At 38.8% G+C, this 25439-nt stretch carries 17 protein-coding genes; 11 read left to right on the forward strand and 6 right to left on the reverse strand.

The genetic code is table 11. The features are described 5' to 3' along the window. Nucleotides 1-3: 3 nt before the first annotated feature. The 4 genes from ftsY to rpmB all read right to left on the reverse strand — a co-directional run bounded on the left by ftsY (nt 4) and on the right by rpmB (nt 1695). Complete coding sequence (gene ftsY, locus HQN86_RS00275; RefSeq protein ID WP_172659056.1) at nt 4-966, reverse strand: signal recognition particle-docking protein FtsY; 963 nt, start codon at nt 964-966, stop codon at nt 4-6. A gap of 72 nt (nt 967-1038) precedes the next feature. Then, entirely contained in the window at nt 1039-1200 is a 162-nt protein-coding gene (locus tag HQN86_RS00280; protein ID WP_069378912.1) for a DUF4295 domain-containing protein, read from the reverse strand. Nucleotides 1201-1238: 38 nt separating this feature from the next. Next, on the reverse strand, nt 1239-1421 hold the full coding sequence (rpmG, locus tag HQN86_RS00285; RefSeq protein WP_048903767.1) for a 50S ribosomal protein L33: 183 nt from the start codon (nt 1419-1421) through the stop codon (nt 1239-1241). Nucleotides 1422-1461: 40 nt separating this feature from the next. Beyond that, the gene (gene rpmB, locus HQN86_RS00290) at nt 1462-1695 is read right to left on the reverse strand and encodes a 50S ribosomal protein L28 (protein WP_039866682.1); all 234 of its coding nucleotides are present in this window, start codon (nt 1693-1695) and stop codon (nt 1462-1464) included. Nucleotides 1696-2073: 378 nt separating this feature from the next. Here rpmB and acs point away from each other — a divergent pair, with 378 nt between their 5' ends. Beyond that, entirely contained in the window at nt 2074-3966 is a 1893-nt protein-coding gene (gene acs, locus HQN86_RS00295; RefSeq protein WP_172659057.1) for an acetate--CoA ligase, read from the forward strand. A 67-nt stretch (nt 3967-4033) separates the two neighbouring features. Beyond that, nucleotides 4034-4219 (forward strand): CsbD family protein, encoded by a 186-nt coding sequence (locus HQN86_RS00300; protein WP_048903769.1) that lies wholly within the window; start codon nt 4034-4036, stop codon nt 4217-4219. Nucleotides 4220-4288: 69 nt separating this feature from the next. Here the strand turns inward: HQN86_RS00300 and HQN86_RS00305 are convergent, their stop codons facing one another. Further along, nucleotides 4289-7222, reverse strand: a complete 2934-nt coding sequence (locus HQN86_RS00305; RefSeq protein WP_172659058.1) for a M16 family metallopeptidase — start codon at nt 7220-7222, stop codon at nt 4289-4291. Between the two features lie 250 nt (nt 7223-7472). On the opposite strand from HQN86_RS00305, the gene surE reads away from it, so the two are divergent. The 9 genes from surE to HQN86_RS00350 all read left to right on the forward strand — a co-directional run bounded on the left by surE (nt 7473) and on the right by HQN86_RS00350 (nt 23976). Beyond that, nucleotides 7473-8252 (forward strand): 5'/3'-nucleotidase SurE, encoded by a 780-nt coding sequence (gene surE, locus HQN86_RS00310; protein WP_172659059.1) that lies wholly within the window; start codon nt 7473-7475, stop codon nt 8250-8252. Continuing rightward, nucleotides 8245-8514, forward strand: a complete 270-nt coding sequence (locus tag HQN86_RS00315; protein ID WP_172659060.1) for a stationary phase survival protein SurE — start codon at nt 8245-8247, stop codon at nt 8512-8514. The genes surE and HQN86_RS00315 overlap by 8 nt, the downstream gene beginning before the upstream one ends. After that, on the forward strand, nt 8511-9617 hold the full coding sequence (gene lpxB, locus HQN86_RS00320) for a lipid-A-disaccharide synthase (protein ID WP_172659061.1): 1107 nt from the start codon (nt 8511-8513) through the stop codon (nt 9615-9617). Before HQN86_RS00315 ends, lpxB begins: the two co-directional genes overlap by 4 nt. Nucleotides 9618-9998: 381 nt before the next feature. After that, nucleotides 9999-13202, forward strand: coding sequence for a SusC/RagA family TonB-linked outer membrane protein (locus HQN86_RS00325; protein ID WP_216854295.1), 3204 nt, complete (start codon nt 9999-10001; stop codon nt 13200-13202). A gap of 54 nt (nt 13203-13256) precedes the next feature. Beyond that, entirely contained in the window at nt 13257-14813 is a 1557-nt protein-coding gene (locus HQN86_RS00330; RefSeq protein ID WP_172659062.1) for a RagB/SusD family nutrient uptake outer membrane protein, read from the forward strand. A gap of 590 nt (nt 14814-15403) precedes the next feature. Further along, nucleotides 15404-18463, forward strand: coding sequence for a SusC/RagA family TonB-linked outer membrane protein (locus HQN86_RS00335; protein WP_246269350.1), 3060 nt, complete (start codon nt 15404-15406; stop codon nt 18461-18463). Nucleotides 18464-18474: 11 nt separating this feature from the next. After that, nucleotides 18475-20127, forward strand: coding sequence for a RagB/SusD family nutrient uptake outer membrane protein (locus HQN86_RS00340; RefSeq protein ID WP_172659063.1), 1653 nt, complete (start codon nt 18475-18477; stop codon nt 20125-20127). Nucleotides 20128-20295: 168 nt separating this feature from the next. After that, on the forward strand, nt 20296-22557 hold the full coding sequence (locus HQN86_RS00345; protein WP_172659064.1) for a GH92 family glycosyl hydrolase: 2262 nt from the start codon (nt 20296-20298) through the stop codon (nt 22555-22557). A 3-nt stretch (nt 22558-22560) separates the two neighbouring features. Then, the gene (locus tag HQN86_RS00350) at nt 22561-23976 is read left to right on the forward strand and encodes a glycoside hydrolase family 125 protein (protein WP_172659065.1); all 1416 of its coding nucleotides are present in this window, start codon (nt 22561-22563) and stop codon (nt 23974-23976) included. A 77-nt stretch (nt 23977-24053) separates the two neighbouring features. On the opposite strand, the gene HQN86_RS00355 is transcribed toward HQN86_RS00350, so the two are convergent. Next, nucleotides 24054-25244: an ROK family protein gene (locus HQN86_RS00355; RefSeq protein ID WP_246269352.1), complete on the reverse strand. Its 1191-nt coding sequence runs from the start codon at nt 25242-25244 to the stop codon at nt 24054-24056. Nucleotides 25245-25439 lie beyond the last annotated feature (195 nt).

The raw sequence follows: 25439 nt of genomic DNA on the forward strand, positions 1-25439 counted from the left end.
GTGCTATTTAAACAAGCTATCAACAAATGCTTTTTTATCAAACAATTGCAGGTCGTTCATGCTTTCGCCAACGCCTATGTATTTTACGGGTATTTTAAATTGATCTGAGATTCCGATAACAACGCCACCTTTAGCAGTGCCGTCAAGTTTAGTAATAGCTAAGGCATTTACATCGGTTGCTTCAGTAAATTGCTTGCACTGTTCAAAAGCATTTTGTCCTGTAGATCCGTCAAGTACCAATAATATTTCGTGCGGTGCTCCAGGGACTACCTTTTGCATCACATTTTTAATTTTACCAAGTTCGTTCATTAAACCAACCTTGTTGTGCAAACGTCCGGCAGTATCAATAATTACAACATCTTCGCCATTAGCAACGGCCGACTGCAATGTGTCGAAAGCTACAGAAGCAGGATCAGATCCCATTGCCTGTGCTACCACACGAACGCCCACACGCTCACCCCAAAGTTTAATCTGCTCAACCGCTGCGGCTCTAAAAGTATCGGCAGCACCTAAAACAACTTTAAGATTTTCTGCTTTAAGTTTATGTGCCAGTTTCCCTATTGTTGTGGTTTTGCCCACGCCATTTACACCAACTACCATAATAACGTATGGCTTGTGGTTACCGTATTCAAAACTTCTGAAATCGTTGCTGTTATTTTCTGCAAGTAACAGTTGAATTTCATCACGCAGCAGATTGTTTAGTTCGGAGGTAGATAAGTATTTGTCCTTTGCTACACGTTTCTGTATGCGATCGATAATCTTTAATGTGGTGGTTACACCAACATCAGAGGTTACCAGAACTTCTTCGAGGTTATCCAGTACATCATCATCCACTGTAGATTTACCAGCTACAGCTTTAGTGATCTTACTTAAAAAGCCCTCTTTAGTTTTCTCTAATCCCTTGTCGAGAGCTTCCTGCGCTTCAGGCGCGGTCTCTTTTTTCTTAAAAAAATCAAATAAACCCATAAGAATGTATAGAAAAACAAAAAAAGCCCTCCCAGAATAAAGGGACGGCTTTAATATTATAAAATATTAAAATTATTTTTTAGATGCAGAAATAGCATCTTGAACGTGATCGTTGTGAACAATAACTTCTTTGAAAGAATAAGCACCAGATTTTGGCGACTTAGTCATTGTAATAACTTTCGAATATTCCTTTCCTTTACCCGTTTTCAGGGTTGCAACTACCTTTTTTGCCATGATCTAAATAGATTGTATTTAGTTAAATACTAAATGTATTACTTAATTTCTTTGTGTACAGTTACTTTTCTCAACACTGGATTGAATTTTTTCAACTCTAATCTCTCAGTAGTGTTTTTACGGTTTTTAGTAGTGATATATCTAGAAGCACCAGGCATGCCGCTTGCTCTATGTTCTGTACACTCTAGAATAACTTGTACTCTGTTACCTTTTTTTGCCATTTTATTAATATTAAGGTTGATTTCACATCAACCAATGTTTCTACAAATATCCTTTTTTCATGAAGCGGTTAATCGCTTCTGTAATACCAATTTTATTGATGGTTTTGATAGCTGAAGTAGATACTTTCAGTGTTATCCAACGATCCTCATCAGGAATATAAAATTTCTGAAGTTGTAAGTTGGGATAAAACTTACGCTTGGTTTTAACGTTTGAGTGAGAAACATTAAAACCTGTCATTGCCATTTTTCCGGTTAAATCACAAACTCTAGACATGCCTTTAAATATATTGTTAATTGTTCTTCGCTTAATTTTTTTAAGAGTGTGCAAATATCAGTAAAATATTTGTAATCATCAAGTAAGAGTCAAAAATAATTTCAATTATTATTTATTCATCACAACTACATATATAAAGTAATAACATCGCCAACGCCTCTAACTTACATCGAGCCAACCACCTTCGTAGTATGTTCCACAAAAAGTGCATTTTTACGAATCTGTTCCGAAGATACCTCGAACAAGTGTGGAACAGGCTCAACGCCAAATCCCTTTCCGAACATGCTTTTTAGCCACTATAATATTGATCAATAAAATTGTTTTTATAAAGCACAATTTTATCTAAGTTTGGGTTTTAGTTGTTGAAATAAACCAAATATGCAAATTAATTCATTTGAAGAATATCAAAAAACTTATCAGTTAAGCGTAGATCAACCTGAGCAATTCTGGGCAGGTATAGCCGATAATTTTCTTTGGAAAAAAAAGTGGGATAAAGTACTTTCCTGGAACTTTTCAGAGCCTAATATCAAATGGTTCGAAGGTGCCAAACTGAACATTACCGAAAACTGTCTTGATCGCCACCTGGCTGAAAATGGCGATAAACCTGCCATTATCTGGGAGCCAAATGATCCACAAAAAGACAGCATTACTTTAAGTTATAGAATATTACACGAACAGGTTTGCCGCTTTGCCAATGTTCTGAAAAAGAACGGTGTACAAAAAGGCGATAGGGTTTGTATTTATATGCCAATGGTTCCGGAACTAGCCGTGGCGGTACTTGCATGTGCACGTATTGGCGCTGTGCATTCTGTTGTATTTGGTGGTTTTTCTGCTAAATCTATAGCCGATCGTATTAATGACGCCCAGTGCAGGGTAGTAATTACCGCTGATGGTGCATTTAGAGGTAATAAGCAAATTCAATTAAAAGAAGTAATTGACGATGCACTGATTGGTTGCCCAAGTGTTGCAAAAGTTATTGTTTTAACACATACCAGAACTCCTGTTTCTATGTTAAAAGGACGCGATATCTGGTGGGAAGATGAGATAAAATTAGTTGATACCAATTGTCCGGCCGAAGAAATGGATGCCGAGGATTTGCTGTTTATATTATATACATCCGGCTCTACAGGTAAACCAAAAGGTGTGGTACATACTGTTGGTGGATATATGGTTTATGCCGGATACACATTTTCTAATGTATTTAACTATCAACCTGATGAAGTGTTCTTCTGCACGGCAGATATTGGTTGGATAACCGGACACTCTTATATTGTTTACGGACCCCTTTCGCAAGGCGCAACAACGGTAATATTTGAAGGTATTCCAACTTATCCAGATGCGTCAAGAATGTGGCAGGTGGTTGAAAAACATAAAGTAAATATTTTATATACTGCCCCAACAGCAATCAGATCTTTAATGAGTTTTGGTCTGCAGCCTATTGAAGGGGTCGACTTAAGCTCTTTAAGGGTTTTAGGATCGGTAGGAGAGCCTATAAACGAGGAAGCCTGGCATTGGTTTGACGAAAATATAGGCAAGAGCAATTGCCCTATTGTTGACACCTGGTGGCAAACTGAAACTGGTGGTATCATGATTTCACCAATCGCCTTTGTAACGCCAACTAAACCTAGTTTTGCAACACTTCCCTTACCTGGTATACAGCCGGTGTTGGTTGATGAGCAGGGCAACGAGATTGAAGGTAACGGTGTGAGCGGTAATTTATGTATTAAATTCCCTTGGCCTGGTATGTTGCGTACGACTTACGGAGATCATGAACGTTGTAAACTGACTTATTTCTCTACTTACGAGAACATGTATTTTACAGGGGATGGTTGTTTAAGAGACGAAGATGGTTACTATAGAATTACTGGTAGGGTAGATGATGTAATTAATGTATCTGGCCATAGAATTGGTACTGCCGAAGTTGAAAACGCAATTAATATGCACGCAGGTGTGGTAGAAAGCGCTGTAGTAGGTTTTCCACATGAGGTAAAAGGGCAAGGTATTTATGCTTTTGTAATTTTCCCAAATGCACATGGTGATGAAGATCTTACCCGTAAGGATATTCTTCAAACGGTTACCCGTGTTATCGGGGCTATTGCTAAGCCCGATAAAATACTCTTCGTTTCGGGATTGCCTAAAACAAGATCCGGTAAAATTATGCGCCGTATTTTAAGAAAAATTGCAGAGGGTGATACTACCAATTTAGGAGACATTACTACGCTTCTGGATCCTGCGGTTGTTGATGAAATTATAGAAAAAGCAAAAAAGTAACAAACAATTATTCCTTAAGCTTGTTTATGTAGTGTCTATTTATTGTTAAACAAAATAAGAAACTATCATGGATAAGTTAGAATTAAAAGGAAAATGGAATGAAATTAAGGGTAAAGTGAAACAAGCGTATGCTGACTTAACCGAGGATGATTTGAAGCATGAAGAGGGGAAAGATGATGAGTTGTTGGGTAAATTGCAGCAAAAAACAGGTAAAACCAGAGATGAACTGGTAACCTGGATAAAATCATTATAAGAAACATAAATAAAAGGGCCTGATCATAATTATGATCAGGCCCTTTTATTTATGAGGATTTTTTGGATTTTAATACCCAAATATTTGTTCCAATGTTAACTTGGTAACGGTTCCAAACTTCTGCATGTCTTCTAATTTCACTTTTTTCTCTGAAGCAACAATGCAATAATTGTAGGGCCTGTTAGCAACATTGTTGGTGTGAAATTCTTTGATGTCAGCAAATGTTAAAGGCTTTAAACCATTGTACTCGTCAATTCTCGAATCATGGTCAATCCCAAGTTTCTGATCTGCAAAGTAACTCTGTATAATATCATCTTTAGTAACACGGCTGGTTTCCAACGCATTTAATGCATTGTATTTTGAGGCTTCGAACGATTTATCTGCTTGTGGTAAAACATTAAGCAATTCGTTCATCCCTGCCACGGCGTCGTTCATTTTATCAGCCTGACTACCTACATAAGCTATCATAGCATAATTCTTGTCTTTTCTGTCGGGCGATGAATAAACGGCAAATGTTGAATACGCCAAAGCTTTAGATTCACGTATAGTTTGGAAAACTATAGATCCCATACCCCCACCAAAATAGCTATTGAATAAGTTTACTTTGGCTGTAAGGTCTGGATTAAAAACGCCTCCATTTCTTATCCAGCGAATTTCTGACTGAACCATGTCGTAATCTGCAAAATAGACCTGATTGGTCGCATTGTTGGTGTACGTGAATTTTTTAGCCGGTGGTTCAGGGCTAAACGCTGCAGGTAATTTATGAAGTTTACCTATGCTTTCTGTAAAAGCTTCCAGGGTGTGTGGTCCATAATAGGTAATGGTGTGTTTAAAGTTGTCGATATTATGTAGGATGCTGATCAACTGGTCTGAAGTAATATTTTTTACTTCTTCGTTGCTTGAGGTAGAATTAAATGGATTGCTAGCTCCATATTGAGCATAGTTCATTAAACCGCCTAGTATTGCACTCTTATTAAGTTTGTTGTTCTCTCTTGCTTTAAGGATACGGCTTTTAAGTTCTACCAATGCCTGTTCATTCGGTTTGCAGTTGGCCAAAATATGCTCAACCAGCGTTACAGCTTTCTCAAAGTTTTCTTGTAAGCCACTAATATTTATAGTAGTAACCTCGTTACCCACATTGATGCTATAGGTGCAGGCAATATTATAAAATTCTTTACTTATTTGTTCGGCAGAGTATTTATCCGTCGCTAAAAAAGTTAAGTATTGCGAAGCATATGGTTGCAGCATGTTGTTTAATGCGCCCATTTCGAAACGGTAAGATAAGCGGAAAATGCTGTTCTCTTTATTTTGAACTGTTATTACATCGGCAATGCCCACTTTGCCATAGTTTAAGTCTTTTTTATAATCGAGGAACTTAGGTGCTATAGGATTTGTTGGAGCTGCAAGCAGATCTTTGGTGAAAACAGATGTTTCTGCAGCATTTGTGTTTACGGGAGTGATGGCAGGTTTTTCGACCTTAGCAATGTTTTTGTCTTCACCCTTGTGTTTAAATGCAATAACATAGTTGTTAATGAAAAACTGTTTTGCAAATTCAGTAACCTGGCTCTTGGTAATCTTAGCCATCTCATCAGGATTGCTTAAAGATTTGTCCCATTTGGTTCCACGATTTAAAATAAATTCATTAGTTGCAGCATCAACACGGTATGCATTATTGTCGAAGGCTTGCAGTAATCCTAGTTTACTATTGGCTACAGTTGCTTTGATAAGGCTTTCATCAAAATCTCCTTTCTTTAAGATCTCAATTTGATCAAGTAATAGCTTTTGAACTTCTTCTAATGTTTGGCCTTGTTTAGGTTGGGCCGACATATTGAAAACACCATAATCCTTCATCTGCTGATAGCCGGCGCTTGAGCGTAAAACTTTTTGCAGTTTGTTTAAGTTGATGTCGAACAAACCTGCTTTTCCGTTCGCTAAAATGCTTGATATTAAATCTAATAGCATGCTCTGTTTGGTGTTCTCAGCATATCCTCTATAAGATATTTCTACACTCTCTGCACTGGGGCCATATATATCGACCTTTTGAATTTTAGTTAACGGTTTTTCAGGAGCCGGATTGTAAAGTGTGACAGGTTTTGATTGCATAAAGGCAAATGACTTGTCAACTTTTTTAATCATTTCATCAGGGTTAAAATCTCCAGCCAATACTACTGCCATATTATTAGGCACATAATATTTATTGTAATACTTTCTGATTTCGACAAGAGATGGGTTTTTAAGGTGCTCTATTGTACCAATAGTGGTTTGCTGACCATAATTATGAGTAGGAAATAATAGTGCCGACATTTTCTCATCCATTTTCCAGGCATCATTATCAAGTCCACGGTTTTTCTCTTCATAAACAGCCTCCAGTTCAGTGTGGAAGATGCGGAAAACAGGATTGCGGAATCTTTCGGCCTGCAGAGCTAAAAACTTATCAGTGGCATTGGCCGGAAAATCTTCATTGTATACGGTTTCTTCATACCATGTATGGGCATTGCTAGACTGGCCGCCAATTGCTTTAATCATTTTATCGTATTCATTGGCAATTGAATAATTAGATGCCAGACCAGATGTTTTATCTATCTGCGCGTAAATCTCTTTCCGTTTAGCAGGATCAGTGGTTTTGTTGTATTGCTCGTATAATCCATCTATCTTATCTAACAAAGGTTTCTCTTTTGTATAGTCCATTGTTCCGAATTTGTCGGTTCCTTTAAATAGCAAATGCTCCAGGTAATGTGCTAAGCCAGTTGCTGTACGCGGATCTGTATTACTTCCCGCTCTAACAGCCATTCTGAACTCAATAGTCGGTTCTTTTACGTTTTGTGATAAAATAACCGTTAGCCCGTTTTTTAGTGTGTAAAACCGCGACTTGGTTGGGTCGTTTGTTACGTATTTGTAAGTGTATCCATCAGTGGTGGCTGTTTTCCATTGATAGCCAGATTGAGCCATAACCCCAGACCCTATCAAAAGGAAAAAGGATAGCGCTAATAGTTTGTTCTTCATATATTTTATTTTTTTATGTATAGTAAGGTTGTCTTGGATCCTTATTAAAATAAATTTAAATCCCATATGGCCTCACAGCTTTTAAGTTATGCATCAAATATATGTGGATTGTGTATTAAGTCCTGAACTTTAGATCGAATTCTTGTACTTTTACGGCAACAAGGGCTGTAGGCATACCAGTTTTGCTTAAATAGGTGATTCTGACATATCAACAGGCTTTTATGATTATAATAAAACAGATATATCTTAAATGAAAAAGCAGCAATCCAGACCTAATATTTTAGTGGTAAACGACGACGGTATAACCGCTCCGGGAATTAAGAATTTGATTGAAGTTGTTGAGGAAATCGGAAATGTAGTTGTAGTAGCACCAGATGGACCTCAGTCGGGGATGGGCCACGCAATTACTATTGGTAAGCCATTGCGTTTTGATCGGGTAGATTTGTATCCTGGTGTGGAAATGTATAAATGTTCCGGTACACCTGTTGATTGCGTTAAGCTTGCTGTAAATAAAATATTTAAAGGTAAAAAGCCTGATCTGTGTGTTTCTGGTGTAAATCATGGGTTAAATAATTCCATCAATGTGATCTATTCAGGAACCATGTCGGCCGCGGTTGAAGGGGCAATAGAAGGTATCCCTTCGATTGGTTTCTCACTTGATGATTTTTCGCAAGAGGCAGATTTTAGTCATTGTAAAAAGTTTATTAAAGCCATTTCTTTACAGGTACTTGAACATGGTTTACCGCCTGCAACATTGCTTAATGTTAATTTTCCAAAAGGCGACGGTTTAAAAGGCATTAAGATTTGCCGACAAGCGAATGCTAAATGGGCAGAAGAATTTGATGAAAGAAAAGACCCATATGAGCGCCCTTATTACTGGTTAACAGGTGTTTTTCAAAATAATGATAAAGGTGAAGATACAGATGTTTGGGCGCTGGAGAATGGTTTTGTTTCAGTAGTTCCTGTTCAGTTTGATTTAACAGCTCATCATGCAATTCCTGTTTTAAATACCTGGACATTTGATGTTTAGAAATGTAAAGAATTCTGTATTAATAGGTTTGGGTATCGGTGCTTTGGTGCCTGGTATACTAGTTGCCGGGGTATGGTACCTGATGCATAGGTTCGCTTTTTTAGCTAAAGCAGATCTTTTGTTGATTGGCTGTATTGCTGTAAATGCCTTATTAATGCATTATTTTTTTAAGCAGAATAAGGATAATGTGGGCAGGGGTATTATCAGTGCAACATTTCTATGGGCATTTGCCTTCTTTTATTATAAAGTTACCCAATCATGAGATACTATTTAGTAGCCGGAGAAGCATCCGGAGATTTACATGGAGCCAACTTAATGAAGGCATTAAAAGTTCAGGATCTAAATGCGGAATTCAGATTTTATGGTGGTGATAAAATGAAAGCTGAGGGGGGTATTCTTAAAAAGCACTATGCTGAAATGGCATTTATGGGCTTTACCGAGGTTTTGTTAAATCTACGTACCATCCTTAAAAATATGAAGGCATGTAAGGCTGATGTATTGGAATATCATCCTGATACGCTGATTCTTATTGATTTTCCTGGCTTCAATTTAAAAATAGCAGAGTTTGCTAAAGAGAATGGAATTCGTGTTTGCTATTATATTTCTCCAAAGGTTTGGGCATGGAATCAAAAGCGTGTATTAAAAATCAAAAGGATAGTTGATAAGCTGTTTTGCATTTTGCCTTTCGAAGTAGATTTTTATAAAGAATGGGGCATGGAGGTCGATTATGTTGGCAATCCTTTATTAGATGCAATTGCTCAATTTACTCCTGACCCTTCTTTCAAAAAAACTTATGGGTTGAATGATAAGATTATAGCACTGCTTCCTGGTAGCAGAAAACAAGAAATTGAGCGCTTGCTGCCAGATATGCTAAGTGTAACAGGTCGTTTTCCCGATTACCAGTTTGTTGTTGCAGCGGCTCCTGATTTTGATGAGAATTATTACAAACAATTCATCTCGTCTGAAAATGTAACGCTGGTTTTTGAACGAACTTATGACCTATTGAATGTTGCCGCGGCCGCAATTGTAGCATCTGGTACGGCAACGCTTGAAACTGCTTTGTTTCATATACCGCAAGTTGTGGTTTATCGAGGAGGGGCAATCTCTGTTGCTATTGCCAGGATGCTTGTTAAAATAAGGTTCATTTCTTTGGTGAACTTGATTATGGATAGAAAGGTGGTTACAGAATTAATTCAGGAAGATTGTAATACACAAAATATTTCTGATGAGCTTGGCCTCATCTTAAGTGGAGAAGGCAGACAAAAAATGCTGGGCGATTACGAAGAATTATCTTCAAAAATGGGAACTGCCGGTGCATCAGAACGTACTGCAAAACTCATAATTTCATATCTAAAGGGGATTTAGGAAGTCCCTCTTTTTCAGTTTTTTAACCTAGATTTATTTTTTAAAAAATATTCTTTTGTGAATTATTTTCCTTATTATTGGTATAGATAAAACGTTTTTATAAAATATAGCTCCCATATATTATGAGAAACAGAACCAACCAACCAGTAGTACATCTACACCAGGAATTTCTCCTTTTGATTGTAAGAGAAATTAGATTTTTTTTACACCCCACCTTGTATGATCCTGTTGCTTTAAAAGCATCTTAATTATACCCTTTTCAAACTTTTCTTAAGCATTCCTTTTTAAGGTCATGTGCGTTGTTGCGTGCTTGTGATTTTACATTGGAATGGGGGTTTTTAGTACGCTTACTCTAACTAAATATAAACTAAAATTAAGCTAATGAAAATCAAACAAATTATCCTCGCAGGGATTCCAATGCTCTGTTTAACAGGGTTACAATCCTATGCGCATCCCGCTGATTACACCAAAATCAGTTCCGGTATGGGCAGTGTCGCCTTCTTTCAGGCACAGAAAATTGTGATTACAGGCACTGTGGTTGATGAAAAATCTCAACCTATACCTGGTGTAGGGATCAAATCTCTCAAAACAAACAAGTCTACCGTTACCAATGCCAGTGGTAAATTCAGCATTGAGGTAGATAATGCAAGTGAGCAACTCTCGTTCTCGTATATCGGGTATGCTACTCAAACCCGGGCCGCGGGGTCTGGTGCTTCACCACTTACCATTAAAATGGTTCCTGCCGAAGGAGTTGAATTGGCAGATGTAGTGGTGATTGGTTATGGTACCTCTAAAAAATCTGATTTAACCGGTGCGGTAGGTACGGTAAAAGCAGAGCAATTGCAGGAACGTCCGGCATCTTCTCTAAATCAGGCCTTAACAGGAAGGATATCCGGAGTCCAGGTCAATACAAACTCAGGTCGGCCTGGCGGAAGAGCCAATGTCAGGATTCGTGGTTTTAGTTCCATCAACTCATCTAATAATCCTTTATATGTAGTAGATGGGGTTCAGTTGCCAATGGGAAATCAAGCCCAGGCCAGCCAGGCTATTGACTACATCAATCCTAATGACATCGTTTCTGTAGAGGTGTTGAAAGACGCATCCTCTACCGCTATTTATGGTTCCAGGGGAGCCAATGGTGTTATTCTGGTTACAACCAAGCGCGGAAAGACCGGTGAAAGCAGGATAGATTATAATGTAGATGTGAGTGTGCCGTCAGTTGGTCCTAATTTTCCGAAAGTATTAAATGCGAAAGAATTCCTGGCTGTGGAAGATCTGGCATATAAAAACATGGAAAAATATGACCCGGCAGGATGGGCAGCAGGTAAATATGTTACAAGAAACCCAGCCCTGGCCAGAAAGGATCCAAGGTTATTTGATAGTAGCGGCAACCCTTATTTTGATACCGACTGGCTTAAAGAGGCTACTCAGAACAAGCTATCTCAAAATCATGAGCTTGGTTTTAGTGGAGGTAATGAGCGCACTACCTATGCCTTTTCAATCGGACACAGAAATGATCAGGGACTCATCAAGACCTCATTCCTCAAGCGATATTCTGGCAGGTTCAGTATTGATGACCAGGTAAAACCATGGTTAAAGGTAGGGGGTACGCTAAGCTACACCAATCAAAACGAGAATCTGGTAGATCAAAGTGATCAGGTGGCGCGCAGTATTGTAGAAGATTTTCCGTTTTTACCTGTAAAATACAGTAACGGTTTTTATGCTGATAACAGAGACTATCCAAATGCCGAGGGCCGTTTCAATGTAGTGCACAGGTTGTATGATACCAAGTTTTTACTGGGAACCCAAACAACCCTTGGCAGTCTGTATTCAAATATCAAGTTTGCCGAAGGTTTAGAAATGAAAACCATAATAGGTGCAAATGTGATTTCACAGGAAAATAATGAATACAGCGGGCGTACGCTAAATATCTCTGATCAGGGCTATGCTGCCGGACGTACCCGGAAAGAAGCCTTCTGGTCTATAGAAAATTTCCTGACCTACAACAAGCGCTTTAACGAGAATCACTCCATCACTGGTTTATTGGGGATATCCTGGCAGAAAAGCACTTTCAACAACATCAGCTCTGAGGTAAGGGGCTTTGCAACTGATTATTTTGAATTTAACAATTTAGGAGCAGGCAGTCTGAATCCGCAGGTCGGATCCAATAGATCGCTGCAACAACTTAACTCTTACTTTGGTAGACTAAATTATAGTTTTAAGGATAGATATTTGTTCACTGTTACTGGTCGTGCGGACGGCTCCTCGAAGTTTGGCGAAAGTAACAAATATTCGTTCTTTCCCTCTGCAGCAATTGCATGGAGAGTTTCTGAAGAAAATTTCTTAAAAGACAACCGCGTTATTTCTAATTTAAAGCTTCGCAGTAGCATCGGAGTTACAGGTAATTCGGAAATACCACCATACTCATCACTTCCCCTGCTGGGCACCAACTATCCAGCAGTTATTAATGATGTAAGAGTAGTTGGAACAGGTCTAAACAGACTTGCTAATCCGGATCTTCGCTGGGAAAAGACCACACAAAGCGATGTTGGTGTTGAACTGGGAATGTTTGGCGGCAAAATATCACTGGAGTTGGATCTTTATTATAGGAAAACCACAGACATGTTGCTGGATGCGCCGGTTCCACGTACAAGTGGTTTTGTAAATATCCGAAAAAATATCGGATCTATGGAGAATAAAGGGTTGGAAGCTCAATTGAATACCACAAACTTTGATTCAGAAGATTTTTCATGGAAAACGTCTTTTAATATATCCTTTAATAAAAACAAAATACTTTCTCTGGCAACACCTGCTGATATCTTTGGTATAGGTGGTCCTAACTTTACCAATCCAACTAATATTATCCGTGTTGGAGAGGCTGCTGGTTCATTCTGGGGACTTACCCGCTTGGGTGTTTGGTCTGAAGCAGAGCGTGCAGAAGCAGCTAAATTTGTGAGTTATCGAAATGGAAATACAATTCTACCAGGTGATATTAAATATCTTGATGTGAATGGAGATTATGCTATAAATGATGCCGACAGATCAATTATTGGTAATGGTAGTCCAGACGCCTGGGGTGCATTATCCAATACTTTCCGCTATAAGAGTGTTGACCTAACTGTTGAACTTCAATATTCAGTTGGGGCAGACGTGATGGACATGACTACTCACTCTAGTGAAGACAGGGTTTCTCTGGCCAACAGCTATGCTACGGTATTGAACGCGTGGACTCCTCAAAACCAGAATACGCAGATTGCCGAAATCCGTGATACTCGTGCCGGCTATGTAACCAATGTGGATACCCATTGGATCAAAGACGGTTCGTTCATCCGCGGCCGGAATGTGTTGCTTGGATATAACTTCGCCAATTCAATTGTACAAAAAATGAGGTTGAACAGATTAAGGGTCTATGTATCTGCACAAAACCTCTTTTTGATTACCAGTAAAGAGCTTCAGGGAGACCCTGAAACAACACCAACAGGTGGGTATGCAAATGACGGCAATAACGTATTCTCGCAGGGAATGAATTGGCACAGCTACCCAAGACCAACAATCTTCATGTTGGGTTTAAATATAGGTTTGTAATGTTTTTATTAAATCATTTTAATGATGCGATTAACACTTAAAAAAGATATACTGATGAAAATTAACATATTAAAACATATTAGCAGTGCGGCCCTTTTTGGACTATTACTGCTTGGATCAGGTTGTTCAAAGTTTCTTGAAGAGCGCGATCCTTCAAATCTGGCACCTGATAATTTCTATACCATACCGGAACATGCTGAAGCAGCGATAGCCTCAGTATATGCAGGGACACGATTTATTGGCGATGGGGCCGGAATCTTCTCTTCAAACTGGCAATTGCTGGAAGCAGTGACAGGAACTTCTACCACAGAGACAGCTCAAAACTCCGACCTAAATAACTTATACGGACTGATTTACGATCCGAATACGGGACATGTAATCAATTATTGGAATGGTATATATCGAGTTATTGCTCAGGCAAACCTGGTTCTTGAAAAAGTTCCAGGTATTACGCCTATGGATGATGCACAAAAGAAACGTATTTTAGGCGAAGCAAAATTCCTCCGTGCATGGGCATATTTCTATGCAGTAAGGTTGTGGGGAGATGTACCATTAATTACAAAACCACAAACACTACAGTCTGAGGATTTTTTCCCTAAGCGGGCTACAGCTGAGAGTGTATATACTTTAATTGTAGAAGATTTGATTGCTGCTGAAGAGGCGGGATTACCCTGGATGAATAAGAATGGCAGGGTTTCGCTGGCAGCAGTTAAGTCGGAACTGGCGTTGGTTTACCTGACAATGGCTGGCTTCCCATTGAGCAAAGGAGCAACCCATTACAAACTGGCAGCGGATAAAGCCAATGAGGTGATCACTTACGCAAAAGCGAATCCGGCAGCGATTGATCTTTTTGCAACTTATGCAGAGGTACACAGAGAAACATTGAAAAATGAAAAAGAACACATTTTCATGATCCAATACAATTCTGTAGTTGCAGGTAACCCAATGGACAATATGTATCCAAACTTCAAACCGGTTACATTTAATGGTGCATCGGGTACAGGAAGTACCGTTCCTACCCGTCAGTTTTATAATTCCTACGAAGCAGGAGATGAACGTGCCAAAGACCGGGAGGGGTATTTTTATACCAGCTACTTTACTAATGGTAACGGAGCTTTATTTCAACTGGGAGCACCTTATATATTCAAACACTTTAATACCATCGCCAATGGTTCTTCGGGCGTAGCGGGTACACGCAATAACAATTTGAATGTACCGGTGATTCGCTACGCGGAAATTCTGCTTGTCTATGCCGAAGCTCAAAACGAGTTAGGTGCTCCAACGCAGGATGCATATGATGCTTTTAAGCGCATTCGCGATCGCGCCAAACTGGTAACTCCTGCATTTGGCACTTACAGTCAAACAACATTCCGGGAAGCTGTGTGGAGAGAGCGCTGGCATGAACTGTGTTATGAGCAGATCACCTGGTTTGACATGGTCAGGCTTAGAAAAGTATATAACGAAACTACACAGGGATTTGATAATTTTGTGGGACATGTGAACCTGAGTTCCAATCAACCTTTACAGAATAAACATCTGCTTTTCCCTATTCCAAGACCTGAGTTGCAAAACAATCCTAACCTTGCCCCTCAAAATCCCGGATATCAATAATATCAAATAATTAATCAGGATAGAGCCTGCAGTTATATTTTATACTGCAGGCTTTTTTGTGATTTTTTTGCTACAAAGCTTAGATTTTTATCAATTATATAGCCTCTTTTTTTGCCTTAAATTCCAGTAGTAATTGCTTTATTTTAAGGGGACTTAACTTCTATTTTTCCTTCATATCATTTCAAATTGTAACAATATTGTTTGTAAAAAAAGCAAAAAAAAAATTCTGGTTTGAACAATTTTCTTTAATATTGGCGTTGATAAAACGTTTTACTGAAATCTACGTATACCAAATATTCATGAAAAACCAACGATTATTCTTAGCCGCTGCTCTCTCACAAAACATTCAGGTTGTTCCGTTAAAAAAATATTTTCTTTTTATCAATAACCGCTTCAGGGTATAATCTTAGACCCTCTCTCAACTAATCTAATTTTCTCTCTTTTTAGGCTACTTCCAAAGTAGAACCATAGACTTTTTATGCCTACGGTTTTGATGTCTGGAAATAGCTAGTAAAACGTTTTATGCGCTTTTGCAACAGTATGAACTTGAAACATTTAATAACACTAACTATAATTTAAACTAAAAACCCATGAACATTAAACTACTAATTGGTACGGGGGTATGTCTACTCTGTTCCATGAGTTTTCGAAGCTACTCTGCAACGGAGGGTTATCTGGAAACGAATAATTTAAGCCGGGCCTTATCTCAGCCAGATAGACAGGCTGTTGCGCGCAAAGTAATCATAACAGGGGTAGTCCTGGATGAAAAATCTCAACCTATACCCGGTGTTGGAGTTAAAACAGCATCAAATAAAGCTACAGTAACTGATGCTAACGGTAAATTCAGCATCGAAGCCGAAAGTGAGACGGAATTAATTACTTTCTCTTATTTGGGCTATGCAACGCAAAGTAAAGCTGCTGGAAATGGTACTGCGCCATTAACTATTAAAATGGCGCTTGATGAAGGTGTGAACCTTGATGATGTTGTTGTGGTAGGAGTAGGTTACGGAACATTAAAGCAAAAAGAGGTTACTTCATCTGTAGCTCACGTAGGTAGAGAAGATTTCAGACAAAGTGGTTCAAGAAACCCACTAGATCTTATCCAAGGTAAAGTCGCTGGTCTTCAAATTTCCAGACCGGGCGGATCTAATCCGAATTCAGGTGTAAGCGTTCAGCTAAGGGGAGCAGTAACTGCCACGGGTAACGGAACACCTTTATATGTAATTGACGGTATACCCGGAGGTAACCCTGATCTTTTGCAACAAGATGATATTGCTTCGGTAGACATTTTGAAAGACGGATCTGGAGCTGCAATATATGGTACCAGTGCCAATGCCGGTGTAATTCTAATCACCACCAAAAAAGGTAAATCAGGACCTGCTACATTTGATTACTCTTCATATTTTAGAAAGGAGTATATCCAAAACAGACCAGATTTCTTAACCGCTGATGAGTTTAGACAGAAAATTGCTTCTGGCGAACTTAAACAACAAGATTTTGGTCACAGTACTGATTTTTTTGATGACTTGATCAATCACAACAACTTTTCTCAGAATCATAACCTGGCATTAACCGGTGGTTCGGATAAAACCAGCTATCGTGCCAGTGTAAATTACAGGAATCTTGATGGGATTGCCCGTGAAAACGGTCGCGAGGAGTATGGACTGCGTTTAAATGTAAATCAAAAGGGACTAAACGACAAGTTAAATGTGCAGCTTAATTTAGCTACCAACATCAACAAAGCAAACATGTTAGGTGGTGGCGGTTGGGAAAGCGAGTCTACAAAAAACCCGACATTATCTAATTTTAATGACGATGGTAGTTACCGTTTTGACTTGACCAGTACCAATGAGTATGCGCGTTTAGCCCAGCAAACCTCGTACAGGAAACAGCAAACGAGCTCTGCCGATGCAAAGGCAGAGCTGGAAATTGTTAAGGGGCTGAAAGCTTCAATTTTCGGATCGGTACAGCGCAATAGCTACACGGATGGACAATATCGCTTAAAAGCTAGTGAAGATTCAATGGAAAATACAGATTTTCCAGGTGGTGGCTATGCCTATAAAGGTGACTTTCTAGAGCAGAAATATGCCTTGGAACCAACAATTCAATATGAAAATACCTTCGCTGATAAACATAAAATAACCGCAATCGGTGGTTACAGCTATAGATACGAAATTCAGGAGGCATCTAGTTTGGAAAACAGAGGCTTTATCAATGATGTATTTCATGAAGATAATATAGGTGCTGGTGCAGCCCTGGGTGTTGGAAAAGCAGGTATGTCCAGCTCAAAATCTGACAACACATTGATCGCTTTTTTTGGAAGGGTGAATTATGTTTTCAATGACAAGTATATGGCGCAATTTATTTTACGTCATGAGGGTTCTTCGAAATTTGGTAAAAACAACAGATGGGGTAATTTCCCAGCAGTATCTCTTGGATGGAATATGTCTCAGGAAGATTTCATGAAGGATGTTAAGTTTATCAACTATCTGAAATTGAGAGCAGGTTATGGTATGACTGGTAATGCACCTACAGCAAATAATGTTTCAAGAGTTATGCTTGGAGGAGGTGGTAAATATCTGTATCCGGATGGTAGCTATTATGAAACATATGGCCCAACCACCAATTATAATCCTGATTTGAAATGGGAATCAAAAAGAGAGTTAAATATTGGTGTTGATTTTACCATGTTCGACAATAAATTGACCGGATCATTGGATGTGTTTAACCGTAAAACCAAAGATCTCCTTGATCGTTATACCTCTCCTCAGCCTCCATACGTAGTCAGGGAAATTTGGACTAACGTAGGTACATTTTCATCGAAAGGGATTGAGTTAGCATTAGGCTATAAAGCCATAACTACAGAAGACTTTTCTTGGAATACCAATTTAACTGCGAGTACTACTAAGAACGTTATGGACAGTTATTCAAACTCTCAATATGTTGTTAAGTTTATCCAAAAAGGAGATATACAAGGAGCAGGTGACCTAGGGCAAGCTTTTACCATTTTTGAAGGTAAACAAATAGGTGTATTCTATGGAAAGAGATTTGCTGGTTTTACAGATGATGGTAAGTGGCTATTCTACAATAGAAATGGCGAGAAGGTTAGAAATGATCAAATCAACAATTCAAGAGATGATTTAAATGCAACAGATCTTGCACCAATTGGAAATGCAGTACCTAAATATTATGCATCATGGGCCAACAATTTCAGATACAAGAACTTTGATTTAAGCATCTTCCTAAGAGGAAAATTTGACTTTGATATATTAAATACAACGGCTTTAAGCTACGGAAATAAGTCTGCCTGGAGTGGAAATATCTTAAAAGAAGCCTTCACTAAATACAGCCAGATCAACGATACGTACATGTATTCTGATTACTATGTAGAGAACGGAAGCTTTGTGAAAATTGACGAGATCACTTTAGGATACAACTTCAAATTGAAAACTAAAGGCTTGAGAAACCTGAGGGTGTATGTAACAGGTCAGAACTTGGCTACAATTACTGGTTATTCGGGTAATGATCCTGATTATGTATTGGATACGGGAATTGGTAATGAGGACAATGGTAGATTTTTAGGAATTGACACTAGGGGGCCTTATCCAAGTACACGTTCTTTCTTAGTAGGTCTAAATGTTGGATTTTAATTAATAAAAAAATGAAAAGTAAATCACTTATATATACCGCGTTGGTTGGCGCAATGTGTTTAACAAGCGCTTGTACCAAACTTGATGAAAATGCGTACGACGAAATCGCTGCAGATGATTTCTATAACAATAAAACAGAAGTCATATCTGCGGTTTTAAGGCCGTATACACATGCCAATGCTTGGGCTACCCCTTCCGGACAAGACGGCTGGTGGAGACTTGCAGAGCTATCCGGGGATCAATTGGCTTGGCCAACCAAAGGTCGTCATGGTGAAGATGGTGGTAAATGGAAAAGATTGCACTACCATACCTGGACTGTTGACGAAGGAGGAATCAACAACGCATGGGTGCTGATGTACTGGGGAATGGGGCTTTGTAACAGTGCCATTTCAAATATCGAGACTCGTGATATTGCAAAAATGGGTATCACACAGGCAGAAAAAGATGCCTATATCGCTGAACTGAAATTACTTCGTGCTTTCCATTATTTAAAGCTAATGGACTTATTTGGGAATATTCCGATCACAACAGCGATTCCAGAAGGTTCATCTGTAGAACTTCCTAATACTACCAACAGAGCTGAAGTATTTGCATTTATTGAGAGTGAGATTAAAGCTAATATTGAAAAAGCGCCTAAGGCATCGAGAGCAACGCTTGGCCGGATGAATCAGGCAGCAGGTTATGCAATGTTGGCGGAGCTTTATTTGAATGCGGAGGCATGGATAGGCACTCCCAGATGGGATGATTGTATCGCAGCAACTGATAAAATAATCTCAGGAGAGGCGGGAGGACAAAATGGAAGCATGGCTTTAGATCCAAACATTTCAGACCAGTTTAAAAGCACTAATGATCTGTCTAAAGAAGTGATCTTCTCAATTGCTTACGATTATAAAATTGCCAATTTTGCTACAGGCTTTCCATCAGAATTCTATCACTTTAAACAACAGGAAATCTATGGCGGTGGCCGTAATGGTAACGATGGTATTGTTGTAATTCCTGGCGTATACACCACCTACAAAGACGCTGACAAACGTAAATCTGATTGGTTGTTAATTGGTAAAATGGTTAAGTTTTCGGATGGAAAAACACCTGTTTTGGCTTCTGAAGAATACAAAGATCTGCAATTAGAATTTGTGGATAATATCCAGAAAAACAAAACTGGCTCTAAAGTCTCTAATATGAGTGAAGGTGAAGAGAACAGCGGTGTTCGTTTTAATAAATATAAATTAGGCAATCAATTTCCAGGCCCTGGTGGGAAACCCGAAATTGATCCTAATTATAATAATACCGACTGGAACATCTACCGCTTAACCTGGATTTATTTTGCAAAAGCAGAAGCGATTATGCGTAAAAACGGTGGCGTTGCAACAGGGGAAGCAGTACAATTAGTCAACGATTGTAAAAAACGTGCATTCACTGAGGCTGACTGGGCTGCTAATGCATACACGACTTCAACACTTACAATGGATGAGTTGTTAGCTGAACGCGGACGTGAGTTCATTTTTGAAGGTTTCAGAAGGGATGACTTAATCCGCTTTGGTAAATTTGCTACAGGTTTATGGTGGGACCATACACCTAGTAATGCAAACAAGGCTTTGTATCCAATTCCGCAGCAGCAGCGTAATTTAAATTCTAAGCTTACTCAAAACCCAGGTTATAATTAAATAATAATTCCTTAGGATTTTCCTAAGTATCAAGAACGGGTGATTGTTAACAACAATCACCCGTTCTGTTTTTAAAAGTTATTTTATTTTCATATTATTGGGATACTAAATCGTTTTAAACCAAATATAAAACCCCTTAGATAGGTAATAAGGGAGAACCACACAAACATGAAACTAAAAACTATTTTAATCGCATTTGTATTGCTGCTCAATGTTGCATTTGCGCAACAGCCAGATCTGGTGCAATACGTAAACACCCTGCAGGGTACCAATTCTAAACATGAACTTACAAGGGGTAATACATACCCTACAACAGCGCTACCTTTTGGCATGCATACATGGACCCCACAAACGGGTAACAATGGAGATGGCTGGAAATACCAATATTTTAAGAAAACCATTCGCGGTTTTCAACAAGCCCATCAATGCAGTTCGTGGACAAATGATTATTGCGTATTTTCTTTAATGCCGGTTACAGGAAAGCTAGTTGTAAATGAAAATGATCGCCAGACTGGTTTTGACCACAAGAATGAAATTGCTAAACCTAATTACTACAAGGTAAAACTCGATAATGATATTGTTACTGAAATTGCCCCAACAGAAAGGGGAGCGCACCTGCGTTTTACTTTTCCTAAGAATGGTAAAAGTTACCTTGTTTTGGACGGATACACCGGTTTAAGTGAGGTAAAGATCTATCCTAAAGAAAAAAAGATCACAGGGTATGTTCATAACGGCCGTATAAGAGACAGCCTGAATAGCTATTTCGAAATCATTTTTGATAAACCGTTTGTAAAGTATGGTACCTGGGATAACACTAATAATGCAATATCAGAAGGTACATTAACAGCACAGGGTAAAGGGAAGGGTGCTTACATCGAGTTTAAACCTGGCGAAATGGTACAAGCGAAAACGGCGTCATCCTACATCAGTGAAGATCAGGCAAGCTTAACTTTAAAAAGAGAGTTAGGGAAGTTTAAAACCCTGGATCAAACAAAAGCTGCGGGCGCAAAAATATGGAATGACCATTTGGGTAAGATCCTTGTAGAAGGCGGATCGGAAGAGGATAAAGCTACATTCTATTCTTGCTATTTCAGAGCAAGCTTGTTTTCAAGACAATTCTTTGAATATGATAAAGATGGTAAACCTTATTATTTTAGTCCGTATGACGGTAAAGTGCACCAGGGATACATGTTTACTGACACTGGTTTCTGGGATACCTTCCGTGCCCAGTTTCCACTAAATACTATTATGCAGCCTACAATGCATGGCCGTTATATGCAGGCAATGTTGGATGCGCAGGAGCAATGCGGATGGCTTCCATCCTGGTCATTCCCTGGAGAGGGGGGAAGTATGATTGGTAATCACGCCATTTCTTTATTGGCTGATGCCTGGGCAAAAGGGATCAGAACATTTAATCCGGAACAAGCGCTAAAAGCATATCTTCATGAGGCAACCAATAAAGGTCCATGGGGCCCCGCCAATGGCCGCCATGGTTGGAAGGAATATTACGAACTGGGTTACGTCCCATATCCCGAATACAGAGAGGCCACAGCAAAAACGCTGGAATATGCTTACGATGATTTTTGTGGCTATAATCTGGCAAAAATGACCAATAACGATTTCTATGCTGATGTATTTAGCAGACAGATGTATAACTATAAAAATGTTTACGATCCGGTTACCCGCTTTATGCGCGGTAAACAAAAGGATGGCAAATGGGTGCCTAATTTTGACCCCATCGAATGGGGTGGTCCGTTTACAGAAGGCAACGCATGGCACTATCAATGGTCGGTATTTCAAGACGTTCAAGGGCTAATCAATCTGATGAAAGGTGAACAGAATTTCACTGCTAAATTGGATTCTGTATTTACTGAACCCAATAAAGTTAAGGTAGGTACTTATGGTGGCTTAATCCACGAAATGACAGAGATGGTGATGGCCAATCTGGGCCAGTACGCACATGGTAATCAGCCAATACAGCATATGATTTACCTATATAATTATGCCGGTGAACCATGGAAAGCACAATTCCATGCACGAGATGTAATGTATAAACTTTATAATTCTACAGAAAATGGGTATCCTGGCGATGAAGATCAGGGCCAAACTTCTTCATGGTATGTATTAAGTGCAATGGGTTTTTATAGCGTTTGTCCGGGTACAGATCAATATGTTATTGGCAGTCCAATGTTCAAAAAAATTACAATTAGCCTGGAAAATGGCAAGAAATTTATCATAGAGGGAAACAACAATAACAAAGAAAACTTTTACATTAGTGCAGCCGCGCTGAATGGAAAAACATATACCAAAAACTATATCACACATAGTGACATTACCAATGGGGGTATATTGAAATTTGAAATGAGTAATAAACCAAATCTGCAAAGAGGCCTTTCTGGTGATGATAAGCCTTTTTCTTTATCAAAATAAAACATGAAACGAAGAATCTTTTTACAAAACACCGGGTTATTGGCAGCCGGACTTATGGTAGACAAAGTATCATTTGCTGCAGCACCAGATTTTCCTGTTGTCAGAGTACCTGAATCAAAAAGACACTTTCAAAGTAAAGCTGTAGAAAGTGCAATAGCTGAATTCAAAAAGAATGTCAAAAACAAGGAATTAGGATGGTTATTTGAAAACTGCTTTCCTAATACTTTAGATACTACGGTAACTTATACAGAACAAAATGGTAAGCCTGATACTTATGTTATCACTGGTGATATTGATGCTATGTGGCTGCGCGATAGTACAGCTCAGGTAACACCTTACTTATCGCTTGTAAAGGATGATAAAAAACTGCACGATATGATTGCGGGTGTAATTAACCATCAGGTAAAATGTATTCATAAAGATCCCTATGCAAATGCATTTTATGGCGATGAAACGAAAGAAGGGGAGTGGAAAACCGATATTACCGACATGAAACCGGGTATTCATGAGCGCAAATGGGAAATTGATTCATTATGTTACCCAATCCGTTTAAGTTATCAATATTGGACGTTAACTAAAGATACAGCACCGTTTGATACAGCCTGGAGAGATGCAATTGCTTTAATTGTGAAGACTTTTAAAGAACAGCAAAGAAAAGACGGTCTGGGACCATATCATTTTCAACGCAAAACATCCTGGGCTACTGACGGCGTACCATTAAGTGGTTACGGATATCCAGTAAAACCAGTTGGGTTAATCTGTTCTTCTTTCCGTCCTAGTGACGATGCAACTATATATAACTTCCTTGTTCCTTCTAATTTCTTTGCTGTTATCAGTTTAAAACAAGCAGCAGAAATATTGAAGGCAGTAAATAAAGATACTGCTCTGGCAAATGAATGTATTGCCTTGGCAACTGAAGTTGAAAATGCATTGCAGAAATATGCGATTGTAACACACCCTGAATTTGGTAAGGTATATGCATTTGAGGTAAATGGATATGGCAGTTTCAATATTATGGACGATGCTAACGTACCTAGTTTACTGGCACTTCCTTATTTAGGTGCAGTAAAACCTAATGATCCCGTATACATCAATACACGCAAACTAATTCTTTCATTAGAAAACCCTTTCTATTTTGAGGGTAAGGCCGGAAAAGGAATTGGAAGCCCACATACGGGATTAGATAAGATCTGGCCAATCAGTGTTGTAATGAGAGGATTAACGAGCAACAATGATGCAGAAATTAAGCAATGTTTGCAAACATTGCAAAGCTGTCATGGTGGTACGGGATTTATGCACGAATCTTTTAATAAAAACGATGCTAAAGATTTTACCAGATCTTGGTTTGCATGGTCGAACACAATTTTTGGCGAGCTGCTTTGGAAAATTTACAAAGAAAAACCTCACCTTTTGGTGTAAATAATGGTCTAAGTAAAAGGGAGTTGTTTTTTCTTAAACAACTCCCTTTTCAATTATACCTAAAGCAGTAGTTTTGATTAGGCGAAATCGCAATTTTCCACTACAAGAGTTGCGGCACCTAAAAGTTCAGATTGTGATGCAAGATTCGAAACTTTTATTTCTGTATGGTCAGCTAATCTGGGGATGCAGAATTCATTTATAGCTTGTTGTATTGGAGCCATTAAAAATTTACCAGCTGCTGCACCCCGACCACTTAAAACTATAAGTTCCGGATTCATAATGTGAATAAGTGTAGCAATCCCCTTTCCTATTAAAAAAGCAGCATCAGAAAGTATAGAGAGTGCTAAAGGATCACCCGCTCTTGCCGCATCCAGAAAATGATCTCCTTGTAACCTCGATTCATCTTTAAATAAATTTTCCATACTGGAACTTATACCATTTGCCATTTCAGATCGTGCCCTTTCAACCAGAACCAATAAAGAGGTATCTACCTCTAAACAGCCTCTTTTGCCGCATGAGCATAATTTGTTACTTTGAGATAAAGGTATGTGGCTAAATTCACCCGCATAACCATTGTGTCCTTTAAAAAGATTTCCATTAATGATCATTCCAAGGCCTATTCCCCAGCCAATATTTATAACCATAATGTCATCGTAGCCTTTCCCAATCCCAAATTTCAATTCCGCGAAGGCAATCAAGCTAGAGTCATTTTCAATAAATACCGGTAAACCAATTGATTTCTTTAGATAATCCTTTAAGCTTTTTTCGTCTGTGGATTTAAGAAAAGTATGATTAACTCCCTGTTCTGCATTCACAAACCCAGGCATTCCAATCCCAACTCCAAGGAGCTGTTCTGAAGGAATTCCAGAAAGTGCTATGTTTGATTTGATGAACTGGACTAATTTGGTTAATGCATCAGTATCTTCCACCAAGTTGAGTGGGAGTGTATAAGTTATATTTTGAGGTTTGTTTAGCAAATCATAAATAACCATGCGTGTTACCAGCTGATCCATAGCCACAGCGATGATATACATTTGTTTTTGCGGATTCAATGAAAAAGTCAAGGGCCTGCGACCACCACTTGAGGGGGCAAGGCCGTGTTCTAGAACATAACCATCTCTTACCAAATCATTCACCGCGCTGGTAATTAGAGGTAAGCTCTTATGACTAAGAGAGCTTAGTTCAGTTAAGGTGAGCATCTTGCTGTAATACAGCTGTTTGATCACTTCTTTTCTTAAGATGTGGTATTTTCTAATTGTTGCAGTCATGATACATGTTTTCCAGAGGCCGGTAGAGCCAAGAGTATGCCAGTTAAAATATTAATGCGCATAAGACTAAGGATAGCCGTTTAATTTATTATTGGGTTATTATTGTTCATAAGTGAACACGCATCGTGCAATTTGGGACAGCTCAATCGTTCCAGCACTTTGCGTTGTCTAAAATAATGAAAATTATTATCTCCA

The organism is Pedobacter panaciterrae (genome assembly GCF_013204795.1).
Taxonomy (GTDB): domain Bacteria; phylum Bacteroidota; class Bacteroidia; order Sphingobacteriales; family Sphingobacteriaceae; genus Pedobacter; species Pedobacter panaciterrae.